A 22138-nucleotide genomic window follows, 5' to 3' on the forward strand; every position below is an offset into this window, starting at 1 on the left:
AAAAAAACATTTTCTATTATAGTGATCAACTTAACTTAATGAGCTGAATGATGTAATGAAGGAATATAATGTTTACTTTCTTCATCTTCCGGATCGAGTGATACAGAAGTAGTTGATGCTTTACCCTGTACCCAGGAAAATACCAAAGGCAATATGATCAGAGCGGCAAAAGTTGAGGCGATCAATCCGCCAATTACGGCACGACCCAAAGGCGCTGCTTGATCACCCCCTTCTCCCAACCCGGAAGCCATCGGTATCATACCTACCACCATAGCCATACTGGTCATTAAAATGGGCCGTACACGCAGCGCTGCAGATTCCTTTGCACTGAGTAAGGCGTTTCCGTTATGGCGACGCAAATGTTCTGCATTGGTAATTAATAACACCGAGTTGGCAATAGATACACCTACCGACATAATCATACCCATATATGACTGCAAATTGAGTGTAGAACCTGTGAGTATCAGAAGAACCAAGGATCCTAAAAGTACAGCTGGCATGGTTGACAATACGACCAATGATACTTTGAAGGATTGAAAATTAGCAGCCAGCATTAAGAAGATCACAATCACAGCGGTAAGCAATCCCGTTTGCAGACTGCCTAGGGTATCTGTCAATACTTCACTTAAACCCTTTGTTTCAATGGCCAATCCGCGGGGTAGTTCTCCTAAGGACTGGATAGCAGCCTTTACATCCTCTGATGCAGTACCGAGGTCTTTCTTGTTTAAATTAGCGGTTACAGACAAGAATGGTATGGCTCCCATATTGTCGTTTTCCCCATATGTGGTATCCTGCTTAATTTCCGCTACATCACCTATTATAGGCCGGGGTTCATTATGCAGAACCGGAATTTCCTTTATGTCATTAATGCTTGTCATTTGATTTTCGGGGACCTGCACCTGCACATTATAACTTAGGTTGCTTTTGGGATCGATCCACACGTTTTTCTCCGTATACCGTGACGATGAAGTGGAAGCGATTAAAGAGCGGGATATATCGGATATCGTTACTCCCATTTGTGCTGCCCTGGTCCTGTCAATATCAATATTTATAGAAGGATATTTAGTAGGCTGTCCTATTTGAACGTCCCGCAGGTAGGAAATCTTCTTTAGTTTTTCAATTACTTTATTTGCATAAGTTTCATTAAGCTTTTTGTCCTTACCAGCTATTCTCACTTCAATAGGCGTTGGAGAACCTTGGCTGAGAATTTTGTCGGTCAACTCAATCGGTTCAAATGAAAGCCGTACGTCGGGCATAGCGGCCTTCATCTTTTGACGGAACCTTTCTTTTAACGCGTCTAAATTCACTTTATAATCTTCTTTTAAGGCCACTTGCAGCACTGCTTCCTGAGGGCCACTCATAAATAAGTAAATGGGACTGGTTGAAAATTGCCCAGGATGCTGTCCTACCAAAGCAGAACTCACCGCTATGTTTTCTTTTCCAACCATGTCTTCCAATATATGCAATGTCTTGATCGTCTTGTCTTCTGTTCTTTCAAACCGGGTACCATCTGCTGCGCGTAACCGAACCTGAAACTGACCACCATTTACTTTTGGCAAAACATCGCGGCCAATATTCATGAAAAGCAAAGCAACGATTCCGCAAGTCAAAAGCACGTAAAGTATAACAATAGGTTTCTTATAGGGGAATATGCGATCTAAAAAGCGCAGAAAGCGATTTCGAAATTTTTCAAATCGGCTCAATTGGCCATTTCCTTTATTCAGTTGCTTTTCTAACAATTTCTTTTTCTGATCCCAGGTATCTTGTTCTTCTTCCGCGGATAATCCCAATGCTGCAAATTCTTCTTCATCTGTTAATATATGCCCGTCCTTCGATGATTTATGGTGGTGTTCTTTCATTAGCCAATTCGCCATGATAGGGACAAACGTTTGTGCCAGGAAATAGGATGTGATCATGGAGAACGCAATGGCCATAGCTAACGGGAGGAATAAGGCACCTGGTATGCCTGTCATGGTGAAGGCCGGTGCAAACACTGCCAGTATACATAGTAGGATCAGCAGTTTTGGAAAAGCAATTTCTTTACACGCATCCCATATAGCCAAAGCTTTTGGCTTACCCATAGCTAAATGCTGGTGAATATTTTCTATAGTTACCGTCGATTCATCTACTAATATTCCAATGGCTAGTGCCAGACCACTAAGCGTCATAATATTAATAGTCTGACCAAACAAGTAAAGAAACAATACACCCGAAATAATAGAGGCAGGTATCGTTAAAATAACAATCAAGGCACCGCGCCTGTCGCCTAGAAATAACAACACCATCAGGCCTGTCAGAATTGCACCAATAGCTCCCTCTGTAATTAAACTTCTTACAGCATTGATTACATATACCGATTGGTCAAATTCGTAAGATAGTTTTACATCTTCAGGCAACTGGCTTTGAAAACGTGGCAGGGCTTTTTTTAAATTTTGCACTACTTCCCAGGTAGAAGCATCTGCCGATTTGGTAATGGGCAGGTAAATAGATCGTTTTCCATTTACCAATGCATAGCCAGTAGTAATATCCGCGGCATCTTCCACGGTAGCGATATCTCGCAAATACAAATTTTGAACACCACCCCTGAATAGCGGGATATCCCCAAAATCTTTGATATTCTTAATGATGGTGTTGGCTGGTGTATAATAATTGTAATCGCCTATTCTTACGTTTCCGGCAGGTGTTGCCTGGTTGTTGATACGCAATGCCTCTACCACCTGGTCAGGTGTAAGATTGTGTACCCTTAATAATTGCGGATCTACTTTAATCACCACAGTGCGAATATTGCCACCAAAAGGTGCCGGAGATACTAGGCCGGGAATAGAAGTAAAGGATGAGCGCACATATACATTCGCCATGTCCATTAGTTCATTATTTGATCGCTTGGGACTACTCAATACCAATTGACCGATGGGTAAAGTAGAGGCGTCAAAACGTAAAATAAAAGGCGGTTGTGAGCCCTGTGGAAATATGGCCTGGGCACGGTTTGTAAATGCAGTTACTTCTGCAGCTGCCTGCGCCATATTGGTACGCTGGTAAAAAGTGAGCTTGATTAAAGTGAGTCCTTGTATGTTTCTGGTTTCGATACTTTTTACACCAGATACATACAACAAAAGGTTGACATATTGCTTGCCAAAAAAAGCTTCCATTTGTGTTGGCGTATAGCCACCATATGGATGGGAAATATAAATGACCGGTAAATTTAAATCCGGGAATATATCAACCTTTATGTTACGTACAGCGTTGATTCCAAAAAAGAATAAACCCATTACAATTACCAAAATAGAAATGGGTTTTCTAAGAGCACTTCTAATTAATCCCATAAGGAAAAATTTTTATCGTTGGAGTATAGTGAGTTGGCGTTTATTATTGCCCCTCACTTATAAAAATGAATCATTAAAATTCATTCATAAATAAGCTGAAATCGCCGCTGGCTGCAGCTTTTAACAGCAATGCCTGCCATACATTATTATTGGAAATATCCCTGTCTGTTTCTGCACGGTTGAGCGTGTAAAGCGCTTGGGTTACATCCACAATGTTAGAAAGGCCATTTCTATATAAAACCGTTTTTTGTAAATAGGCATCAGATGCGGCTTTCAGTTGTACAGGTGCTTCATGATAATTTGCAATCGCATTTTTCATTTTTTGGTCCGCCAGCGCAAGTTGTACTTTGATTTGCTGATTGATCACTTCATATTCATCTTGCAAACCCTTGGATGTCCATTCCTGCACTGTTACTTGCTGACGTGTCCTTTTGATGTTGGTTAGATTCCAGGTAACACCCATTCCGATCAGGTAATTACTACGATCTGGCTGAATACCGCTCCAATAATTATGGGTAAAAGCATTAGGATAAGGCTCACTATAATTATTGTGAAAACCAGACCCCCTGCTCTGTGCGACACCAATTAAAGACAAGACAGGATATTTATACCGGTCATAATACTTTTCCTGTTGCCTGCTTACTTGAATACGGCTTTGATAAAATTTTAAGACAGGATGTTCTTCTTCATTAAGAGGCGTTGAATCATATAGAGAAGCCGGGATCCTGTTAATAAAAAGTGTATCAAGAAGAAATTCCTGATAAGGTATCCCCATTAATTGGACCAGTTGGCTGGTCTGTTCCATCTCATAATCAATGGCATTGGTCAGTGCGATTTTAGCATTGGATACTTCCGCATTGGCCTGAGAAGAATCGACACCGGGATTCAATCCATTTTTTGTACGAACCACCACTACTGTTTTGAGTGCATTTGCACGATCCAGGTTTTTTTGTTGCGATAACTTTAGTCTTTGTGCGGCCAGTAAATTTAAGTAAGCACTGGCCACCCGAACCTGGTGCTGAAACTTTTCCTGTTCCAGGTCATTTGTTTCCCGCAGTACCTGCGCCTCTGCCACTTTAATTTTCTGCTGTACCCTGCCAAAAGTGAAAAAATCCCAGTTTATGTTTGCAAGATATAAGGCGCCAAAAGCAGCGTTCCAGTTCTGTTTAGGAAAGGCCGGTCCTGAAGAAGATGCATTTAACCCCCCACTGGCAAATAATGGCCCGAATTGCCCATTGGCGGTACCATAGGCTTGTTGTGCTGCCACATTTAAATTCGGTAAATATTCTAAGGATGTCGCTTTTACTGAAGCTCGTGATGCGTTTAGGTAATTCGCTTTTGCTTTTACCGTACCATAATTTTTAAGTGCCATTTGCACAGCATCTTTTAAAGATAGCGTCTGGCTATTAGACCGGATACCCACCAATAAAAATAGAAAGAAATAAAACCAATTTTTTTTGTGCATGATTATTTAAAGGTTTCATGATGGTTCACAAGATTGATTTTTGACCGCATGTATAAGATGAATTTTTTGAGTTGAAATAGTTCTCCTCAAAACATAATTGTCAAATACATTGCTGAAGCAATCAGCTTGATAGATTACACTTTGGTAACTCCGTAATAGCCAAATATTTATTTTCCATCAGCTTGTTTGCTGTTGCATTTCAAGTTGCAAAATTATTTGAATTATTAAGCCCTGGAATATAGAATTCAAAGCAAAAGTTACGATTTTCAAACAATTTGCAACTTTAAATCTTGGGCATAAACGCCATTAAGCATTATCCAGCAATGAATTAGTGGGTAGTTTTCCTGGTTGTTTGATTAATCTTCTTTTTCTAAAACATACACCAACATTTGCTTTCTTGTATGAAAGCCCAGTTTCTCATAAAGCTTCCAGGCGGCTGTATTATCCGAATAAACATGCAAAAAAGGAATGCGTGAAGCTGTTGAAATTTTGCCAATTTGGCTGCGGACAAGTCTTGCCGCAAAACCTTTTCCTGTATGGTCTGGGTGTGTGCATACAGCGCTTACTTCTGTGAAAGGGTCAGGTTGCATGCGTTGCCCTGCCATGGCTACCAGTTTATCCCCATTGAAAATGCCTTCATAGTTTCCAAATTCAATGGTGCGGGGCAGAAAAGGGCCCGGGTTGGTAAGTGTGGTCAGTTCCAGCATGGCAGGAATGTCTTTTTCTATTAAGGGTACCAATTCATTGTCTTTCATTAAAGGCAGTCCTTGTTGCTGATATACCATTTGTAAAATTTCTTTGTTCAATTCTATCCTCCAGCCTGCAGGAATAGAAATCTCTCCTGGGGTGAAGAGCACGACAAGACTTTTTTCGGGGACCAGCGAATGTAATGCATGCAAATCAGTTTCACTATTACTTTTCAGGCCGGCGAAAATAGCGACCTCTCTTTCAAAGTATTTAGCGTATTCATTACCATGAGCAAATTTCTTGTTGCCAGTCATCAGGGCATTCCATATCGGGTTATCGAGTATATCGGTCACAGGTTGAAATCAGGTCTTTTGTTTTGTTGACTAAGATACTAATAGGTATGATGGGAGCGGGGTATCAATTTAAAATGGTAAATTAAACATATTTGGTTTGTGTATGCAGCAGAAGAAAATCATCGTCGTTGGCGCCACTTCAGGTATAGGTAAAGAGATATCCATTCTTTATGCCCGTCAAAACCATTTGATAGGCATAACGGGAAGGCGTAAAGAATTGCTGAAAGAAATACAAAGTCAATTTCCTCAAAATATTCAAATAGCCTGTTTTGATGTCATGGATCAGGATAACCGAAAACATATTGATGGTCTTATACATCAGCTTGGGGGGCTAGATCTGATCATTTATAATGCCGGGTATGGTAATCCATCTGCAGAATTAAACTGGGAAACAGAAGAAATCACTACCAGGACTAATGTCAATGGTTTTGTGGCAATTGTTTATCACTGTTTTCAATATTTTGTTCAACAGGGCTATGGACAGATTGCACTCACATCATCAATTGGAGCATTAAGAGGTAATAGCCTGGCCCCGGCCTACAGCGCCAGTAAAGCCTATATGAGTAATTATGCTGAAGGACTGAATATTAAGGCTGAGAGGCTGAAAAAGCAAATTGTAATTACAGATATTAAACCTGGTTTCCTTGGAACGAAAACGGTTAAAGTGCCAGGTCATTTCTGGGTGGCGCCTCCCAGGAAAGCAGCCAGGCAGATCATCAGGGCTATTGAAAAGAAAAAGAGGGTAGTATATATTACAAAACGATGGTGGCTGATTGCCCAGATCTTGAAAATCTTACCTTTTTGGGTTTATAAAAGGTTGGCGTAAATTATATTCTGGCCGGAGTCGATTGTTACCATATATAAGTTCCAACGGCACCGGCGTCCAGTGAAGAGGTTACGCGGCGTCCATTGAAGTTTATGTTGAAGGTTTGAGCATTGGCGCCATCATTTTCCACGATCAGTACTTTCTTCCCATCCGGGCGGTTGAATGCCACATTGTATAAGCTGCCTTCGATATTGCTTGCAACTCTTTGGGATCCGGGCGGAACAAATTTGGAAGCATGTGCAATAATATAATAGCCAACGTTCCTGGTCACTCCTGAGATAATCGTAATGGCTCCTTTGCAAGTTGTACAGCCGCCTGTTGTGTGGATAGAATAGTAAGGATCACTTGCCAAATTCCATTCTAAAGCATTCCTGCTCCAATTGCGCATGGAGCCAATAATTATATTTTTCAGATGCCATTTCAGATCACCTGCAAAATCACCGTTGGAAGAAGTGTATTGTTCTGTGAAGTAAAGATGTTTTGCCGGGTAGGCCTCATGCACTATCGATAAAGCGCTGATATCGCCGCCATACAAATGAAAAGCCGAACCATCCACATATTGACGCGCACCAGCATCATCCAGGACAGTTAATGGATAGTCCGGGCGATCTGCATTATGATCATAAGTAATAATTTTTGTGTTGATGGATGCTGCCTGAAATGCCGGCCCCAAATGATTTTTGATAAAGTTGGCCTGTTCCATTGCTGTCATTAACATGCTTGGATTATTTCCCCCGTACAAAGGTTCATTTTGAGGAGTAATGGCATCGATGGTAACGCCTTCAGCTTTCATTGCTTGTATGTATTTCACAAAATAATTGGCATAGACACTGTAGTATTGTGGCAAAAGACTTCCGCCTATTGAATTGTTGTTACTCTTCATCCAGGTTGGCGCTGTCCAGGGTGAGCCCAGAATTTTAATATTGGGGTTAATAGCTAATATCTTTTTCAATATGTGTATTACATTGCTTTGATCTTTACGCAGGCTAAAATTTTCCAAATTCATATCTGTTTGTCCTGCAGGCATATCATTATAAGTATATACCGAAGCACTGAGGTCGGAAGCCCCAATGCTTACCCGCAAATAACTAATGCTTATGGAGGTGCTGTCTGAACCGAACAATTCATTCAATAGATCGTTTTGCATGGAAGTTGGAAGATTGTAGATCAATGAAGCACTGCCATCAGTTAGCGTGAATCCAAAGCCATCAACAGTTTGATAAGAAAGAGTTGTATCTACAAGAATATCAGGATAACCGTTGGATGTGGTTTTAAATGCAAGAATTGCATTTTGCTTTTGTAATAGGACAGACTGATTGCCCTTGGTTAAATAAAAATCAACGTCAGTTTGAACGGGGACAGGATTATTTAGCCCTGTCCCTCCACCATTATCCTGATGACTGTTTTTTTGGCAACTTATGAATCCAAGAAGAAAAATTGAATAGCAAAAACCAAGAAGCTTATTCCGGTATAATGTTTTCATCTTCGGACATTGACTGGTTTTCATAAAATTTAGAAACTTTGAAACACAAACGTTGAAATGGAATGTGGCAGGCTGGATGTCTGTGCCGCTTTTCCATTCCTATACAACTGGTACTCTATATTCTGATCACTGTTATTCATGACGACAACGGCAATGCTGCCATCTGTATTTTTGAAAGCGGTGGTCAATAATCCACTTCGGTTGCTTGAAGCATTGATTCGTTTTGCTCCAGGCTTGATGAATTTCGAGAAATGGCCAATGTAATAATAAGCATTAGTGTATTGCAATCCTTTTACCGGGTCAGCAACGATCGGTGCAAAACAGTAATTACCTACATGGTTAGGCCCACCCTTTTCATCCAGTAAAATATTCCAGTCGGTCCAGCCTACAGTTCCTGCGTTAAAATCATAGATCATAGAACGGCCGTATTTTTCGCCAAGGCTCCAATCATTGATGCGTTTTTCATCATAGCTGTCTGCACAACCTTCTGTGAACAATAAATTTTTTTCCGGGTAATTATCGTTGACCATTTTCACGTTATTAAATTGCATGTCGCCGCCTGTCCAGGTCTCATACCAATGGTAACCTAACCCCCAAACATATTTTGCAGCAGCGGCATCGCCTAAGATCGTATTTGCTCGTTGGTAAATGAAGTCACGATTATGATCCCATGCAATTAATTTTTTTGAACTTAAGCCGCTGTCTTTCAATGTGGGGCCGAGATAATTTTTTATGAAATCCCGTTCTTCCTCCGCAGTAAAAATGCAGGACTCCCACTTCTGAACGGCAAGAGGTTCATTCTGTACGGTAAGTCCCCATACCGGAATCCCCAACTTTTCATACTCTTTGATGTATTTCACAAAGAAATTAGCCCAGGCCTGCCTGTATTGGGGAAGCAGTTTGCCGCCATGCAACATGTCGTTATTGTCTTTCATCCATGCAGGAGGAGACCATGGACTTACATATAAAGTCAATTTCCCAGCAGTAGCTATTGCTTTTTTAATTAAAGGGATGCGGTATTGCTCATCATGTTTTACATTGAAAGTTTTTAGTTCTTTATCATTCTCGGCAACATAACTGTAGCTACCACTTGAAAAATCGCAACTTTGCATATTGGTGCGTGCCAAAGTATAGCCAATTCCATTTTGGGGGTCATAATAGGCCTTTAGCAGTTCGTTTTGCTGGTCAGTTGGAAGTTTGGCATAGGTTTCTGCAGATGCATCAGTTATCGCACCTCCTATACCCAACATGGTTTGAAAGCTACGGCTGTCGTCCACAAAAACAAACACTTTGCGCTCAACCAATGCCCCTGGATCTGTAAATTGGATATCCTCAACAGGGCTTAAGCGATGGGAAGTATTGAAAGCTGTTGTATAAACTTTGACAATCTCTGGCTTCTGTTTTTGAAAGGAAGGTTTCGCTGATTGGCTATTGGCTATGAAAATTGAAATGATGAACGCTGTTCCTAGTGCCATTTTTAAGAAAGTATTTTTTCTTAAATTAAAAGGAAGTTCTGTTTTCATTTTGATCATTTTGAGGTAAGACCGTTAACTGGATGTTTTTTTTTACCATAGTTGGCCTGGTTGTTTTCAGAAAATCCGAGTGCCTGGATATATCCGCTGTTAGGTTTGCAGTTTTCAAACAGGCAGAATTTTAAAAATTCATTTAAGGCTTGTTTGATCTCTGCTAAATTTCCAGGACGGTATTTTCTGACATCAGCAAAGTTCTTTTTGGCTGTTGCGGCATAGTTTATAATAGTATCGTAAGAAGCTGGTTTTGCAAACTTTACGATGCCTTGCGTATCGTCCATTTTCTTGTATGGCCAGAAGTGCCAGCCTATATTTGCTTTTTCAAGTGTTATTCTGAAACTGTCGACCCATTGATCGGTATTTTCACCTGTTTCACCACAATAAACAGGAACATTGTATTTGTTACTGAAATCAATATAAGATTGAATGGATTCTTTTATTGGCGGCATCCAGTATTTGTGAAAAGTATACACCAGTTTATGATCAAAAGGCTGACCGAATGGAGCAAAGTTGGTATTCCATTGTGCGCCACCTAAGAAGATGATATGATTCTTATCTACCTCTCTGATAGCTGCAGTAATCCGTTTGTACAAACCTTCAAGCTTATAATTAAATTGATCTGCATTGAAATAAGTAGCGATCGGCTCATTTAACAGATCATAACCTATAATGATCGGTTCATTACGGTAGCGGTATGCTATTCGTTTCCAGATGGCTACTGTTAATTGTTGATCCTGTTCACTATCAAACAGAAAAGGATAGGCATGGCCGTCGTCAATATTATCACCAGTTTGTCCGCCTGGTGCACAATGCATATCAAGGAGTATATAAAGCTGTTCTTTCCTGCACCAACTGATGAGTCGATCTAATAGTTCAAAACCATGATTTGGATTACTAATACCAAGATATTTTTCATTAGTAAACAGCCGGTAGTTGAATGGTACCCTGATTGAATTCATACCGATTGCTTTCATGAATTGGATATCAGCGCCGGTGATATAGTTGTTCAGGTAGGTCTTCCAAAAACTATCAACTGCTGCGGGACCAATTAACTCGTTGAGTGCTTGGTCGATCATCCGCGGCGAGTTTACATCCCTGAATTTAAACATATAGCCCTCCGGTACCAACCAATTTCCCAAATTGGTTCCCTTCATAAGGAAAGGTTTACCATCAGGAAGCATCAGGTTTTTTCCTTTCGTATAAATAAAGCTTTTCTGGGCATGTACAGCAAACATGGATACCAATACTAAAAAGAGTAGAAGTATTAATCTTATTGGTTTCATTCTTTAAACTATTTTATTGAAAGACTCTTATATAATCGACGATCATTCTTTGCGGAAAGGTTGTTGTTGCATCGGGGCTGCCGGGCCAGTTTCCTCCAACTGCTACATTAAAAATGAAGAAGAATGGCGCATTAAAAGGATAGGGTGCAGTACCTACATCAGATTTGTTTACCGTGAGGAAAAGATTATTATCAACATACAATTTAATCTGGTCTTGCTTCCAGTCCATAGAAAAAACATGGAATTGATCGTAGAAGGAGCTGCTGCTGAGTGTAAATGATGTGCCTTTTGAACCATGTGTTGCTGAAGAAGATCCATAATGTAACGTGCCATATGATTTTGTTATTTCATGTCCCAGCAACTCCATAATATCAATTTCGCCGCAGGCAGGCCAACCTGCACTGGTGATGTTATTTCCCAGCATCCACAAAGCTGGCCATACTCCTTTCCCTTTCGGGAGTTTTGCTCTAATATCAATTCTTCCATAAGTAAAAGATTTTTTGTTTTGTGTTGTGAGTCTTGCTGAGGAGTAATTAAAGCCACCAATTGATTCCTTACGTGCTTCAATAATAAGGTTGCCATTGGAAACGAATGCGTTTTTTGTACTGTTGGTATAATATTCCAATTCATTGTTGCCCCATCCGTTAGAGCCATTGCCTGTTTCGAAGTTCCATATATTAGCATCCAAAGTAGTTCCTGAAAATTCATCATTCCATACAAGCGTATAACCAGGATAGGTGAGGGGTGTTGTGACACCATTATTATCTGTTGTAAAGTTGGTCCCGTCTTCCGTTATAATCGTACCTTTTGCAGAAGCAACTCCCAATGTACACCCTTTTGGATTACTGAGTTGAACAGTAAACTCAAGATTGTCCTGGCGTGTATTTGTAGGATCTCCTTTTATTTGAACTGCCACCTCTGTGGTGGACTGGTTGGCAGGAAGGTGTATGGTTCCGGAAGCATTGGAATAATCCTTGGCGGCTATGGCTGTGCCATCAACCAAAGTATAGTCTACAGAGGCAGGAGCATTTGCTGTTTTATTTAATGTGATATTAAAATGCATAACAGCCGTTGTCGTGGTTCTTACCACTGATGCATTTTCGATCCTAACTACCGGCACAACAGTTGGAGGATTGTTGTCATCTTTTTTATCGCAGGAAAGAGATAAAAAACTGAATACGGCCATCACTAACAGGTCGGCTAATTTTTGTAACATCATTTTATTTGAATTGAAATTGTAGCAGCGGGTATGGAGGGAAAGCACAGGACATCGCTGTCCTGTGCTGCTTAATCACTGCTTGCATATGAGAGAACTAAAGTCGCTTAATTTGCTTTCAGTTTTAAATACCAGGCATTGCCTGTTTCCGTGCCCTGAACTCTCAGGTACAAAGCAGTGGGTGTAATCGATAAGATCTCGTATTCTTTCTGTAAAGCACCATACCCAATAAAGGTATTATTACCGGCTAAGAGAATGGCTGTTTTAGTTGATGGCGTTGATGCTTCAATCCCCGAACCAGACGGTACAAATGAGAACGAGGCTGCACCGCCACCATAGCTGTAGCAACCTTCATCTCCTGATGAAGGAATGCCGGGAAGTCCTCCCGCCAAGGCCCCAGTTTTGGTGAACGCACCATCGGGAGATGCCACAGTAAGTGTATAATTGCCTGCAGAAACCTTAGTGAAAGTGAATGTTGCTGTATAAAAACAATTGCAACAGGAAACTTTTTCATTTATAGAAGCGGACCACCATGCTGGAGTTACGGAAGTTGCGCTCCATGGGCCTACTCCGAAATGTGCTGGTATGTCTTTATCTACTTTCCAGGTTTTTGAGCCTGTGCCTGTAAGATTGGATACAAGTGTTGGATCTGGTGTAAAGTCGCTTCTAACTTGTATTTCTTTCGTAACCGTTGTAGCGGTTGCGCCTGCGCCATAAGCAACCACCGTTATCCTGTAGGTATTCAACCCGATTTTAGTGTATTTCTTGGTGATTTTCCCATTGGAAAGAAATACAAGATCGATTCCATCTCCTGCATCATAATCTATCTTATAAGAGAGCGTATTTTTCCCTGTGAGTGTGATTTCAACATCACCTGAACCATCACCATTCGGATGAGTGGCATCCTGTCCAACAATTTTTGTATTGATGGTCACTTCGGAAGGTGCGGTGAGATTTCCCATGCTGTAGTCCTTCTTTTTACAACTGCTGATCACCAGGATCAGTGCAAATGCCAGGCAATATTTTGCATATTGTATCATAATCATTTTTTTAATTGGTTTGTCTGAAATTGTCAACATATATAACAGCTCCGGCTCCATCTGTTGCATCATTAAAGCGCAAGACAAGTTGCTTGAACTTTTCATCAGCAGGGATTGCTGCAATAGTGCCGAAATCAAATACAAGTTCTTCCCATGCTCCTGAAGTCGTAAATGCTGTTTTCAGTACAGCAACACCATTTTTTATGCTGGAACCTGCTTCCAATTCTACATTGAGGCTTTTACCAATCAAAGCCGGGTCCGAGTTATAAGCCAGGACTTTTATTTTCTTGCCTTGTGCCATATCAATAGTGGTATTCAGCGGACTATAGGTGCCGCTCCAACCTTGATTTCCTCGGGTAAATTTGCCAACTTTTGCACTTGCATTCAGTCCTGATGGGTTAGGATTGTCGACAAGGGAGAATTGCTGATTATCACCAAAGGTTCCAAAGAAGTAATTGATCGTGGACAGATCAAAAGTGATCGGGAAGCCAAATGCATCATAAATCCTAACTGGCGTAACTTTTTCTGATTTGGCAGCACCGCCGCTTAGCGCTACTACTTTTACATCATAATTCCCCGCTGTTGTGTATGTATGAGATATTTCAGCGCCAGATGCAAGGGGTGTACCTGTTTCATTGGATACATCACCAAAATACACCAGGTAAGACGCTGCATACAGTGCAGTAGCTTTCACCTTCAATATATGTACATCAGTTGATGCCGTTACATTGATGTTTTCGGGTGCTCTATATGTTACCTGCAGTGGGTAGGTAGCTGTAGATTCAGTTCCGGATAAACTTTTCGATATGATAGTAACAGTGTAACTTCCTTCCGGGTAAGCATGTGTTGCATAAAAGCCCGGCTTCACTTCTGCTTCTGAAGCCGTTCCGGTTCCATGACCAAACTTTACTATGAAAGAAGATGCTCCTTCACCCGTCGGCGTAATTTTTACATTACCGGAATTATCATTGCTTATTTCGAAAACTTTACCTGTGTTAGCTACGGCAGCTGTGCTCAAAAAGGAAGTATCATCATCAATGCCATCTTTTTGACATCCGGTAGTGCCCACAATTAAAGCCAACAGGCCAGAGATTATTGATATTTTTTTCATGACCGTTAGTTTTAGTAGTTAGGATTTTGAATCAGTTTCGTACCCTGTAATTCCTGGGAAGGAATCGGGAATATTTCGTTTTTACCAGCTTTGAAGCCACGGTTGGCTAATTTAGTAGCAGCATCACCCCAGCGAACCAGGTCGAAAAAACGATGGCCTTCTCCAGCCAATTCCAGCCTGCGCTCTGTTTTAATGGCGTCTATGGAAACCGGAACAGAAGACAATCCAACTCTTGCTCGTACTGCATCCAACAAGGCTTGGGCTCTTGCTCCGGTACCACCTAAAGCTTCCGCCTCCAACAGGTAGGTATCTGCCAAACGGATGATATAACTACTTTGCTGGAAGTTCAATTCTACAGAACCACCTCCGGTACGTATATCTGATTTCCTTGGAATAAACTTATTGAGAAAGTATCCAGTGTTCTGGAATCCTTCAATATAGGTAACCTGACCTGCAGCTGCCAAAGCCTTTACATCCAGAACAGTAGCTGAAAATCTTGGGTCATTTTTAATGAGGTCATAGAAATCCTGTGTCCAGACATTAAAGCTCCAGCCGGAAGTGTAAATATCCGGGGCTGTTGTACCAACTCTGTTGTAACTCCGTGGCCCTACCATTTGCGATGCTGTATTTCCTTCATCCCTGCTGCTGCCCCAGAAACCCCAGTCAGCATTGGATTGGTCGGTATGAACTACTTCCAGGATTGATTCAGCATTGAATTTATTGGTAAATACCCAGAGATCAGCAAAATTGGGCAATAGCCTGTTGCCATACTGATTGGGCTGGCCGGGAGTGCCATTCACCTGGGCCAACATAGCGGCGGCTTCTGTTTTTTTATTTTCAAAAAGGTATACTTTACCAAGCATGGCCTGCGCAGCGCACTTCGTAAAACGTCCGGCTTCTGTGGCCAAGACCACAGAACTTGGTAGATGAGGTATTGCTTCGTTCAAGTCTTTTTCTATCTGTGCGTATACAGCAGAAGGTTCTGCTTGCGTAACATTATAGATATCTGCGGTACTGAGTGGCTCAAGAAATAAAGGAATGTTTTTGAACATTCTCACGAGGTTGAAATAATAAGTAGCGCGCAAAGCTTTTGCTTCAGCAGTAAAGCGATCCTTTTCACCAGCATCCATTGGCACACCCTGTAGTTTAGCCAATAAAATGTTAGCCCTGAATATACCCTGGTAATGATCACTCCAGAAGCTCCGGGGTATAATGTTTGGATTGATGGTATAATTGGAAAACCCCTGGATGCCTGCCCCATCGGATGAACTGCCTCCTCCGGCGTAATTATCATCAGAACCAGCATTCATCATAGTGATCATATTTTCAAAACCTCCTGAATTTTTGCGCAACACATCATATGCTGCAACTAAACCAGAATAGGCTTCGGCCCTGTTGGAATAATAGTTTTGGGTAAGAAATTGTCCTTTGGGTTCAATCTCTATAAAATCCTTTTTGCATGATCCGAGCAATACCATGAGGGTGGCCGCCAGGAGTGCTGTATTGATTCGAATATGTTTCATATATAAAGAGATTAATGAGTTAAAATGTAAGTTGAACACCGCCTAGAATGGTACGTGCCTGTGGATACTGGCCTCTGTCAATGCCAAATATTCCACCTCCCACTTCAGGATCATATCCTGTGTAGTTGGTTAGCGTGACCAGGTTTTCTCCTGTTACATATATCCTGAACCTGGAAACACCTATTTTTTGGAAAAACTTGTTGGGTAGCGTATAACCCAGTTGTACTAATTTAAGACGGAGATAATCACCTTTTTCCAGGTAGAATTCCGACATGTTACTGAAATTACCGTTAGGATCTGAGCTGATCAACCTTGGATAATCATTTGAAGAGCCTTCGCTCGTCCAACGGCTCATTGCTTTAGCAGGATAATTGGCAGCAAGTATATCCAGTCGACGCAAACCCTGGAATATCTTACTACCTGCTACACCTTGTGCAAAGGCCATAAAGTCAAATCCTTTATAATCCATATTAATAGTAAAACCAAAAGAATATTTTGGAATACTGCTACCCAGGAACGACTTGTCCAGGTCGCCACTTGTGATTTTTCCATCACCATCCAGGTCTGCCCAGATAAAGTCGCCGGGACGTGCATTGGGTTGTATCAGCGCTCCATTTTTATTTTTATAATTCTGGATATCTTGCTCATTCTGAAATATGCCCAGTTTTTTGTATCCCCAGAAACTGTTGTACGGATGATCCACTTGTATACGTGTTATGGTTCCCATCGACTGGAAGCCTGCACCACCACTAATAAAGTTGGTATCGGCTGCTACATAAGTAACTGTGTTTTTGAGATACGAACCGTTTGCATTAACAGAGAAATTAAAATCTCCAAAGCTTTTGTGATAACCCAATTCTACCTCAATACCAGTATTTTTCATGTCTGCAACATTAGCCCAGGGGTTTGAAGAAACGCCAACATAACCCGGGATTACTACCGGACGGAGAATGCCGGTTGTTTTTTTATTGAACCAGTTTACAGTGAGGTTAAAAGCTGTAAACAATTGAGATTCAATGCCAATATCCGCTGATGCTGTTTCTTCCCAGTGAAGATCAGGGTTGTCTAATGTTTCAGGGGCATAACCAGTTGTTACTGTTCCGGTATTGCCCAAAGAATAATTATAACCGCCGACAACTGTAGACAGATACCTGAAATCATCCAGGGCGTCATTACCTACAATCCCATATCCTCCTCTCAATTTCAACGAATTGACTATCTTATTAACGGGCCAGAAGTTTTCGCGGTTAATATTATAGCCAGCAGAAAATGACGGGAATACCCCATATTTATTGTTGGCCCCAAAGCGGGTGGAACCATCCCGGCGAACAATACCGGTAAAAAAGTATTTATCAAGATAAGTGTAGTTTAAACGGCTAAACAAGGAGGTGATTTTATGCTCTATAAGATCACCTGCATAGCCGTCACGGTTAGCCAGGCCTACATCGAACCTGAAAGATGCGTCCCTGTAGTCGGAAATCGGAAGATTATAAAAGGTCATTCCAACGTTTCCCCCAATATTTTCTACATAAGCACCCTGACCTAACAAAAGAGTAAAATCATGATCACCAAATTTTCTATTATAGTTTACTGTATTCTCAATGTTCCAGTTGAATGATTTGTTTTCTCCTTTATTATAGCTGTTTTTATTGGATGAGACTGTTGAACTTAGGTAGAATAAAGGCGTATAACCAATGTTCCCCCAATATGCTTTTTTGGCACCTATAGTTGAACGAATCTTTAATCCTTTGATGGGAGCTACCTCAAGGTATGCATTGCCTACAATATCATCAGACCAGCTATATTGGCCCAACCTTGTTTGCATATAAGCAATTGGGTTGGTCATTTCTTGTCCCACCCAATTGGAAATCCCATAGGGGTTTCCGTTTGCATCCTTAATGATACCTGTATTACTATATATACTTGCATTAGGCTGGGAGGCTACCTCGGTAACCACCAATGGAGTAATAGGATCCAAATTAATCGCTGAACTCAGTGGACCACCATATTCACTGTTGGTATTTCCAATTCCTTTAGTCTTTTGATGAGTATAACCCAGTGTTTGACCGAATGAAAAGATGTTGGAGATTTTGTGGGTGGAATTCAGGCGGATATTTGTTTTATTATAATTTGAAATTTCTGTGGCTACGATCCCCTCTTGATCCTGAATGCCGGCAGAAAGGTAAAAAGTGGACTTGTCATTTCCTCCACTGAGGCTTATTTCGTGCAAATAACGATTGGCTGAATTGTTGAATATTTCTTTTTGCCAGTCAGTACCCTTACCTACAGATGTAACATTTGGAAAGACAATGGTTTTTCCTGCAGCAACTTCACTTTCATTCCTCAGAACAGCATATTGGGTCGCATTCAGTAGGTCAAGCATTTTTGCAGGCCCCGAAACGCCATAAAAACCATTATAATTTACAATTGGCTTTCCTGACCTGCCTTTTTTTGTGGTCACCAATATGACCCCGGTAGCTGCGCGCGTACCATAAATAGCAGCGGAAGCGGCATCTTTTAGTACTTCAATAGATTCAATATCCGACTGATTGAGGTAGCCGATACCCCCGGCATCAATAACTACACCATCAACGACCCATAACGGGTTATTATTATTAAATGTAGTTATGCCTCGTACCCGGATGGTAGAACTTGAACCAGGCTGACCCGAGTTTTGAAGGATGGTCACACCAGAAACACGTCCCTGTAATGCTTGTTCAATACGTCCGTTAGGAACATTTTCCAGGTCTTTTGCTTTAACACTGGAAATAGCGCCGGTAAGGGTCGCTCTCTTTTGTGTGCCATAACCCACAACAACTACTTCGTTTAATGAACCGGCTTTTGAATCTAATTGTATATCATATGCGGTTTGTCCGTGTTTGACTGGAACTTCCTGGTCCTGCATACCAATATAGGTAACAATTAGTATAGATCCGGTTAAAGGAACAGTAATTTTAAAAGAGCCACTCACATCAGTTTGGGTTGATGTTTCATTACCTTTTAATCTAACGGTGGCACCTGGGAGATTTTCGCCATTGGTCTTGTTTGTTACTTTTCCGGTTACAGTAACATCCTGAGCATGTGAATGGACGAAAAATAGAATGGCAATAAAGCTTTGTAGTAAAGCAATTTTAAATTTCATACGCAAGCCTTTAGGTTGTTAATAATTCCTTTTCAGGTAACATAAAGGTATCTAACGCCCCCCCGGGAAAAGAATTTACTACTACAACACTACTACAACAATCTGTTGAAAAGCTGATTTTTTGCCGTTTTTACTACATCATTGTTTCATCAAACAAAAATTATTACTTTCATAATGGCCAACGTATGAAAATGAGAACGATTGCTATTGTTTTTTTCCTGATTTTATCTTTATCTGTTTTCTGTCAGAACACCATTGGTCTTCCTGAGATCATTAATTATTCCAAGCAGTCTTATAGTGCGGGTACCCAAAACTGGGACATCAAACAAGGTCAGAACGGACTTGTTTATTTCGGAAATAATGAGGGGTTATTAAGCTTTGATGGTACATTTTGGAAATTATACCCCCTGCCTAATCATACTATTGTAAGGTCTATTGAGATCACCAGGGATCAAAGAATATATATTGGCGGGCAAAACGAATTAGGATTTTTCGCGCCAGATGAAAAAGGGTTCCTTGTTTATCACTCACTTGTTGGCTTGATCCCCTTGCAGGAGCGTTCATTTGATGATGTTTGGAACATTTGTATTTATGGCAATGATATTTTTTTCAGGACCAATAAAAGAATTTTCCAGTTAAGTAATCATAAGATAACGGTTTACCCAACTCATTCCGAATGGAGGTTTTTAGGCATTTGTAATAATCAATTAATTGCAGAAGATCTTGAAAGCGGGACTTTTTTATTTCAAAATGGAACCTGGGTTCCATTTTTTAGAAATACAGTCCTGCCCCCATTAGCCCTGATCACCTCTTTCATTTCATTAGATCACAACCGTTCATTGATTGCAACACTCAGGGACGGCCTATTTATTAATGATGGTAAAAGCCTGGTCCGAATTTCATCGCCAGACCTGGATCAATTGTCTAAAAAAAGCATTTATAAAGCAATTGTAGTAGATAAAAACCGGATAGCGTTGGCGACCAGTTTTGATGGCTGTCATATTATTGATGAAAAGGGGAATATCATCCAAAGCCTGACGCATCAAGAGGGCCTGCAGAATAATAACATCCGTAGTATATATTCAGACAGGAACAATAATCTTTGGTTAGGACTCGATAACGGAGTCGATTTTATTGCCTTTAATAATTCAATTAAGCATATCTATCCCGAGGCCCAAAACATAGGTTCCGGATATTCTACAATTCTTTTTAAAAACCAATTATACTTTGGAACTTCTAACGGGCTATACAAGGTGAAATTAGATGGTTCTCAAAACTTAAGCTTTATTAAAAGTAAGCTTGAGAATGTGGAAAACACAGAAGGCGAGGTTTGGAATCTTTCCACGGTGAATGGCCTGCTTTTAATGGGTCACCATAATGGAGCATTTATTATCAATAATAATACGGCTGTTCCCCTGGATAATTCCAGTGGATTCTGGACGTTTTTACCCATGTTCAATGTGCTCCCGTCTTCTCTTATGGTAGCAGGAAATTATCTTGGGCTCAATTTTTATGACTTTAAAAATGGAAACTTCCTTAAATCTGGGATCAATGCACAATTTGAGTCGGCAAGATTTATCGTGGTAGAAAATGAACAAACGGTTTGGGTGGCACACCCTTATAAAGGTATATACAAGATTATGATCAAACCTGATCAATCAACAAGTATAAAACTATATAACCAGCGTAATGGGCTTTTTTCTACTAATAACAATTACTTATTCAAAGTTAAAAACCGGATTGTTGCTGCTACTGAAAAGGGTTTATATGAATATAATGACCAAAAGGATATTTTTGAGGTTTCCACTTATTTCAAGAATGTTTTGAATGAAGGAAATATCAGGTATCTTAAAGAAGACCCGTCAGGAAATATTTGGTTTGTCTCTCAAAAGGAGTTAGGTGTTGTTGACTTTACATCTGGTAAGCCTAAAATCATCCACTTCCCCGAATTAAATAACAAATTAGTGAGTGGCTTTGAAAATATTTATCCAATAGATGAACATAACATTTTCATAGGCGGGGAAAAAGGGTTTTATCATGTAGATTTTGATAATTACAAACAAAACCGGTCGCTGATAGAAACGCGGATAAGAGTAGCCAGGTCTTTTGGGAAAAGAGATAGTGTATTATTTGGAGGGTATTTATCTCCATCAAAAACGGAAATGCCCTATAGCATGAACTCCTTGCATTTTGAATATGCTGCTATTCTTTATGGGCAACAATCCAATATTGAATACAGTTATTTTTTAAAAGGGTTCGATAAAAGCTGGTCAAACTGGTCAGGAAAGCCAGAAAAAGAATATACAAACCTTCCTTCAGGCAATTATGTTTTCCAGGTAAAGTCCAGGACCAACCTGGGAAATGAATCTATAAACAGTACCTATGCATTCACTATTCTTCCTCCATGGTATCAAACTACATTAGCCTATTGCATGTATGTGCTTTTTTTATTAGGATTGGTATATATTATCCATAGTAAACAGAAAAAAAAGTTTTTAAAGCAAAAAGCAGAATACGAAGAACGGCAAAAACAAATACAATACCTGCATCAATTGGAGTTAGAAAAAAATGAAAAAGAAATTGTCAAGCTAAAAAATGAAAAACTCGAAGTGGAAATTGAACATAAGAATTCTGAATTGGCTTCTTCAGCAATGCATTTGGTACAAAAGAGAGAAATGCTTGAAAAGATACGTGATGAATTAAATGGATTATTGAAAAAAATAGATAATGAACAGGTGTCACATGAATTTAAAAAGCTGATCAGAATATTGGTTGAAGACAATAAAACAGATGATAAATGGGAAAACTTTGCCCATCATTTCGATAAAGTGCATACTGATTTCCTGGTTGTATTGAAAAACCGGTATCCTTATTTGACGGCCAGTGAACTAAGGCTTTGTGCATACCTGCGTATGAACCTATCCAATAAGGAAATCGCTCAACTAATCAATATCTCGGTGCGCGGTGTTGAAATTGGCAGATACAGGTTGCGTAAAAAGTTAGGCCTGTCCACAGAAACCAACCTGTTTGAATTTTTATTGAAGGAACAAGTTTCGCTAGCAACGCATCAGCAAACAATTAATCTGTAATCTGCTGTAAATAAATAAGTATATGTGACGGTTCTGTAAGCACATATAACGGTCTTGCCAGGTTGGCC

General features: G+C 40.4%; 13 protein-coding genes. 2 read left to right on the forward strand and 11 right to left on the reverse strand.

The features are described 5' to 3' along the window. Positions 1–35: 35 nt before the first annotated feature. From OCK74_RS11260 to OCK74_RS11270, 3 genes are all read right to left on the reverse strand, one after another. Positions 36–3323, reverse strand: coding sequence for an efflux RND transporter permease subunit (locus OCK74_RS11260; protein ID WP_279297137.1), 3288 nt, complete (start codon positions 3321–3323; stop codon positions 36–38). Positions 3324–3396: 73 nt separating this feature from the next. After that, positions 3397–4788, reverse strand: a complete 1392-nt coding sequence (locus OCK74_RS11265) for a TolC family protein (protein WP_279297138.1) — start codon at positions 4786–4788, stop codon at positions 3397–3399. Positions 4789–5144: 356 nt separating this feature from the next. After that, positions 5145–5828, reverse strand: a complete 684-nt coding sequence (locus tag OCK74_RS11270) for a GNAT family N-acetyltransferase (protein ID WP_279297139.1) — start codon at positions 5826–5828, stop codon at positions 5145–5147. A 103-nt stretch (positions 5829–5931) separates the two neighbouring features. Between OCK74_RS11270 and OCK74_RS11275 the strand changes: the two genes are divergently transcribed. Next, complete coding sequence (locus OCK74_RS11275) at positions 5932–6654, forward strand: SDR family NAD(P)-dependent oxidoreductase (protein ID WP_279297140.1); 723 nt, start codon at positions 5932–5934, stop codon at positions 6652–6654. Between the two features lie 25 nt (positions 6655–6679). Here the strand turns inward: OCK74_RS11275 and OCK74_RS11280 are convergent, their stop codons facing one another. The 8 genes from OCK74_RS11280 to OCK74_RS11315 all read right to left on the reverse strand — a co-directional run bounded on the left by OCK74_RS11280 (position 6680) and on the right by OCK74_RS11315 (position 18981). Continuing rightward, positions 6680–8137: a glycoside hydrolase family 30 protein gene (locus OCK74_RS11280; RefSeq protein WP_279297141.1), complete on the reverse strand. Its 1458-nt coding sequence runs from the start codon at positions 8135–8137 to the stop codon at positions 6680–6682. 29 nt (positions 8138–8166) lie between these two features. Then, positions 8167–9660 (reverse strand): glycoside hydrolase family 30 protein, encoded by a 1494-nt coding sequence (locus OCK74_RS11285; protein WP_279297142.1) that lies wholly within the window; start codon positions 9658–9660, stop codon positions 8167–8169. Positions 9661–9665: 5 nt separating this feature from the next. Further along, positions 9666–10949: a glycoside hydrolase family 5 protein gene (locus OCK74_RS11290; RefSeq protein WP_279297143.1), complete on the reverse strand. Its 1284-nt coding sequence runs from the start codon at positions 10947–10949 to the stop codon at positions 9666–9668. Positions 10950–10962: 13 nt separating this feature from the next. Then, positions 10963–12168 (reverse strand): family 16 glycosylhydrolase, encoded by a 1206-nt coding sequence (locus OCK74_RS11295; RefSeq protein WP_279297144.1) that lies wholly within the window; start codon positions 12166–12168, stop codon positions 10963–10965. Positions 12169–12272: 104 nt separating this feature from the next. Next, complete coding sequence (locus OCK74_RS11300; RefSeq protein WP_279297145.1) at positions 12273–13205, reverse strand: hypothetical protein; 933 nt, start codon at positions 13203–13205, stop codon at positions 12273–12275. Positions 13206–13215: 10 nt separating this feature from the next. Beyond that, the gene (locus OCK74_RS11305; RefSeq protein WP_279297146.1) at positions 13216–14316 is read right to left on the reverse strand and encodes a PKD domain-containing protein; all 1101 of its coding nucleotides are present in this window, start codon (positions 14314–14316) and stop codon (positions 13216–13218) included. Positions 14317–14327: 11 nt separating this feature from the next. Then, complete coding sequence (locus OCK74_RS11310; RefSeq protein WP_279297147.1) at positions 14328–15839, reverse strand: RagB/SusD family nutrient uptake outer membrane protein; 1512 nt, start codon at positions 15837–15839, stop codon at positions 14328–14330. A 19-nt stretch (positions 15840–15858) separates the two neighbouring features. Then, positions 15859–18981 (reverse strand): SusC/RagA family TonB-linked outer membrane protein, encoded by a 3123-nt coding sequence (locus tag OCK74_RS11315; protein ID WP_279297148.1) that lies wholly within the window; start codon positions 18979–18981, stop codon positions 15859–15861. A gap of 185 nt (positions 18982–19166) precedes the next feature. Between OCK74_RS11315 and OCK74_RS11320 the strand changes: the two genes are divergently transcribed. Continuing rightward, positions 19167–22070, forward strand: coding sequence for a ligand-binding sensor domain-containing protein (locus OCK74_RS11320; RefSeq protein WP_279297149.1), 2904 nt, complete (start codon positions 19167–19169; stop codon positions 22068–22070). Positions 22071–22138: the final 68 nt, after the last annotated feature.

It is taken from the genome of Paraflavisolibacter caeni, from assembly GCF_025628885.1.
Lineage (GTDB): Bacteria > Bacteroidota > Bacteroidia > Chitinophagales > Chitinophagaceae > Flavisolibacter > Flavisolibacter caeni.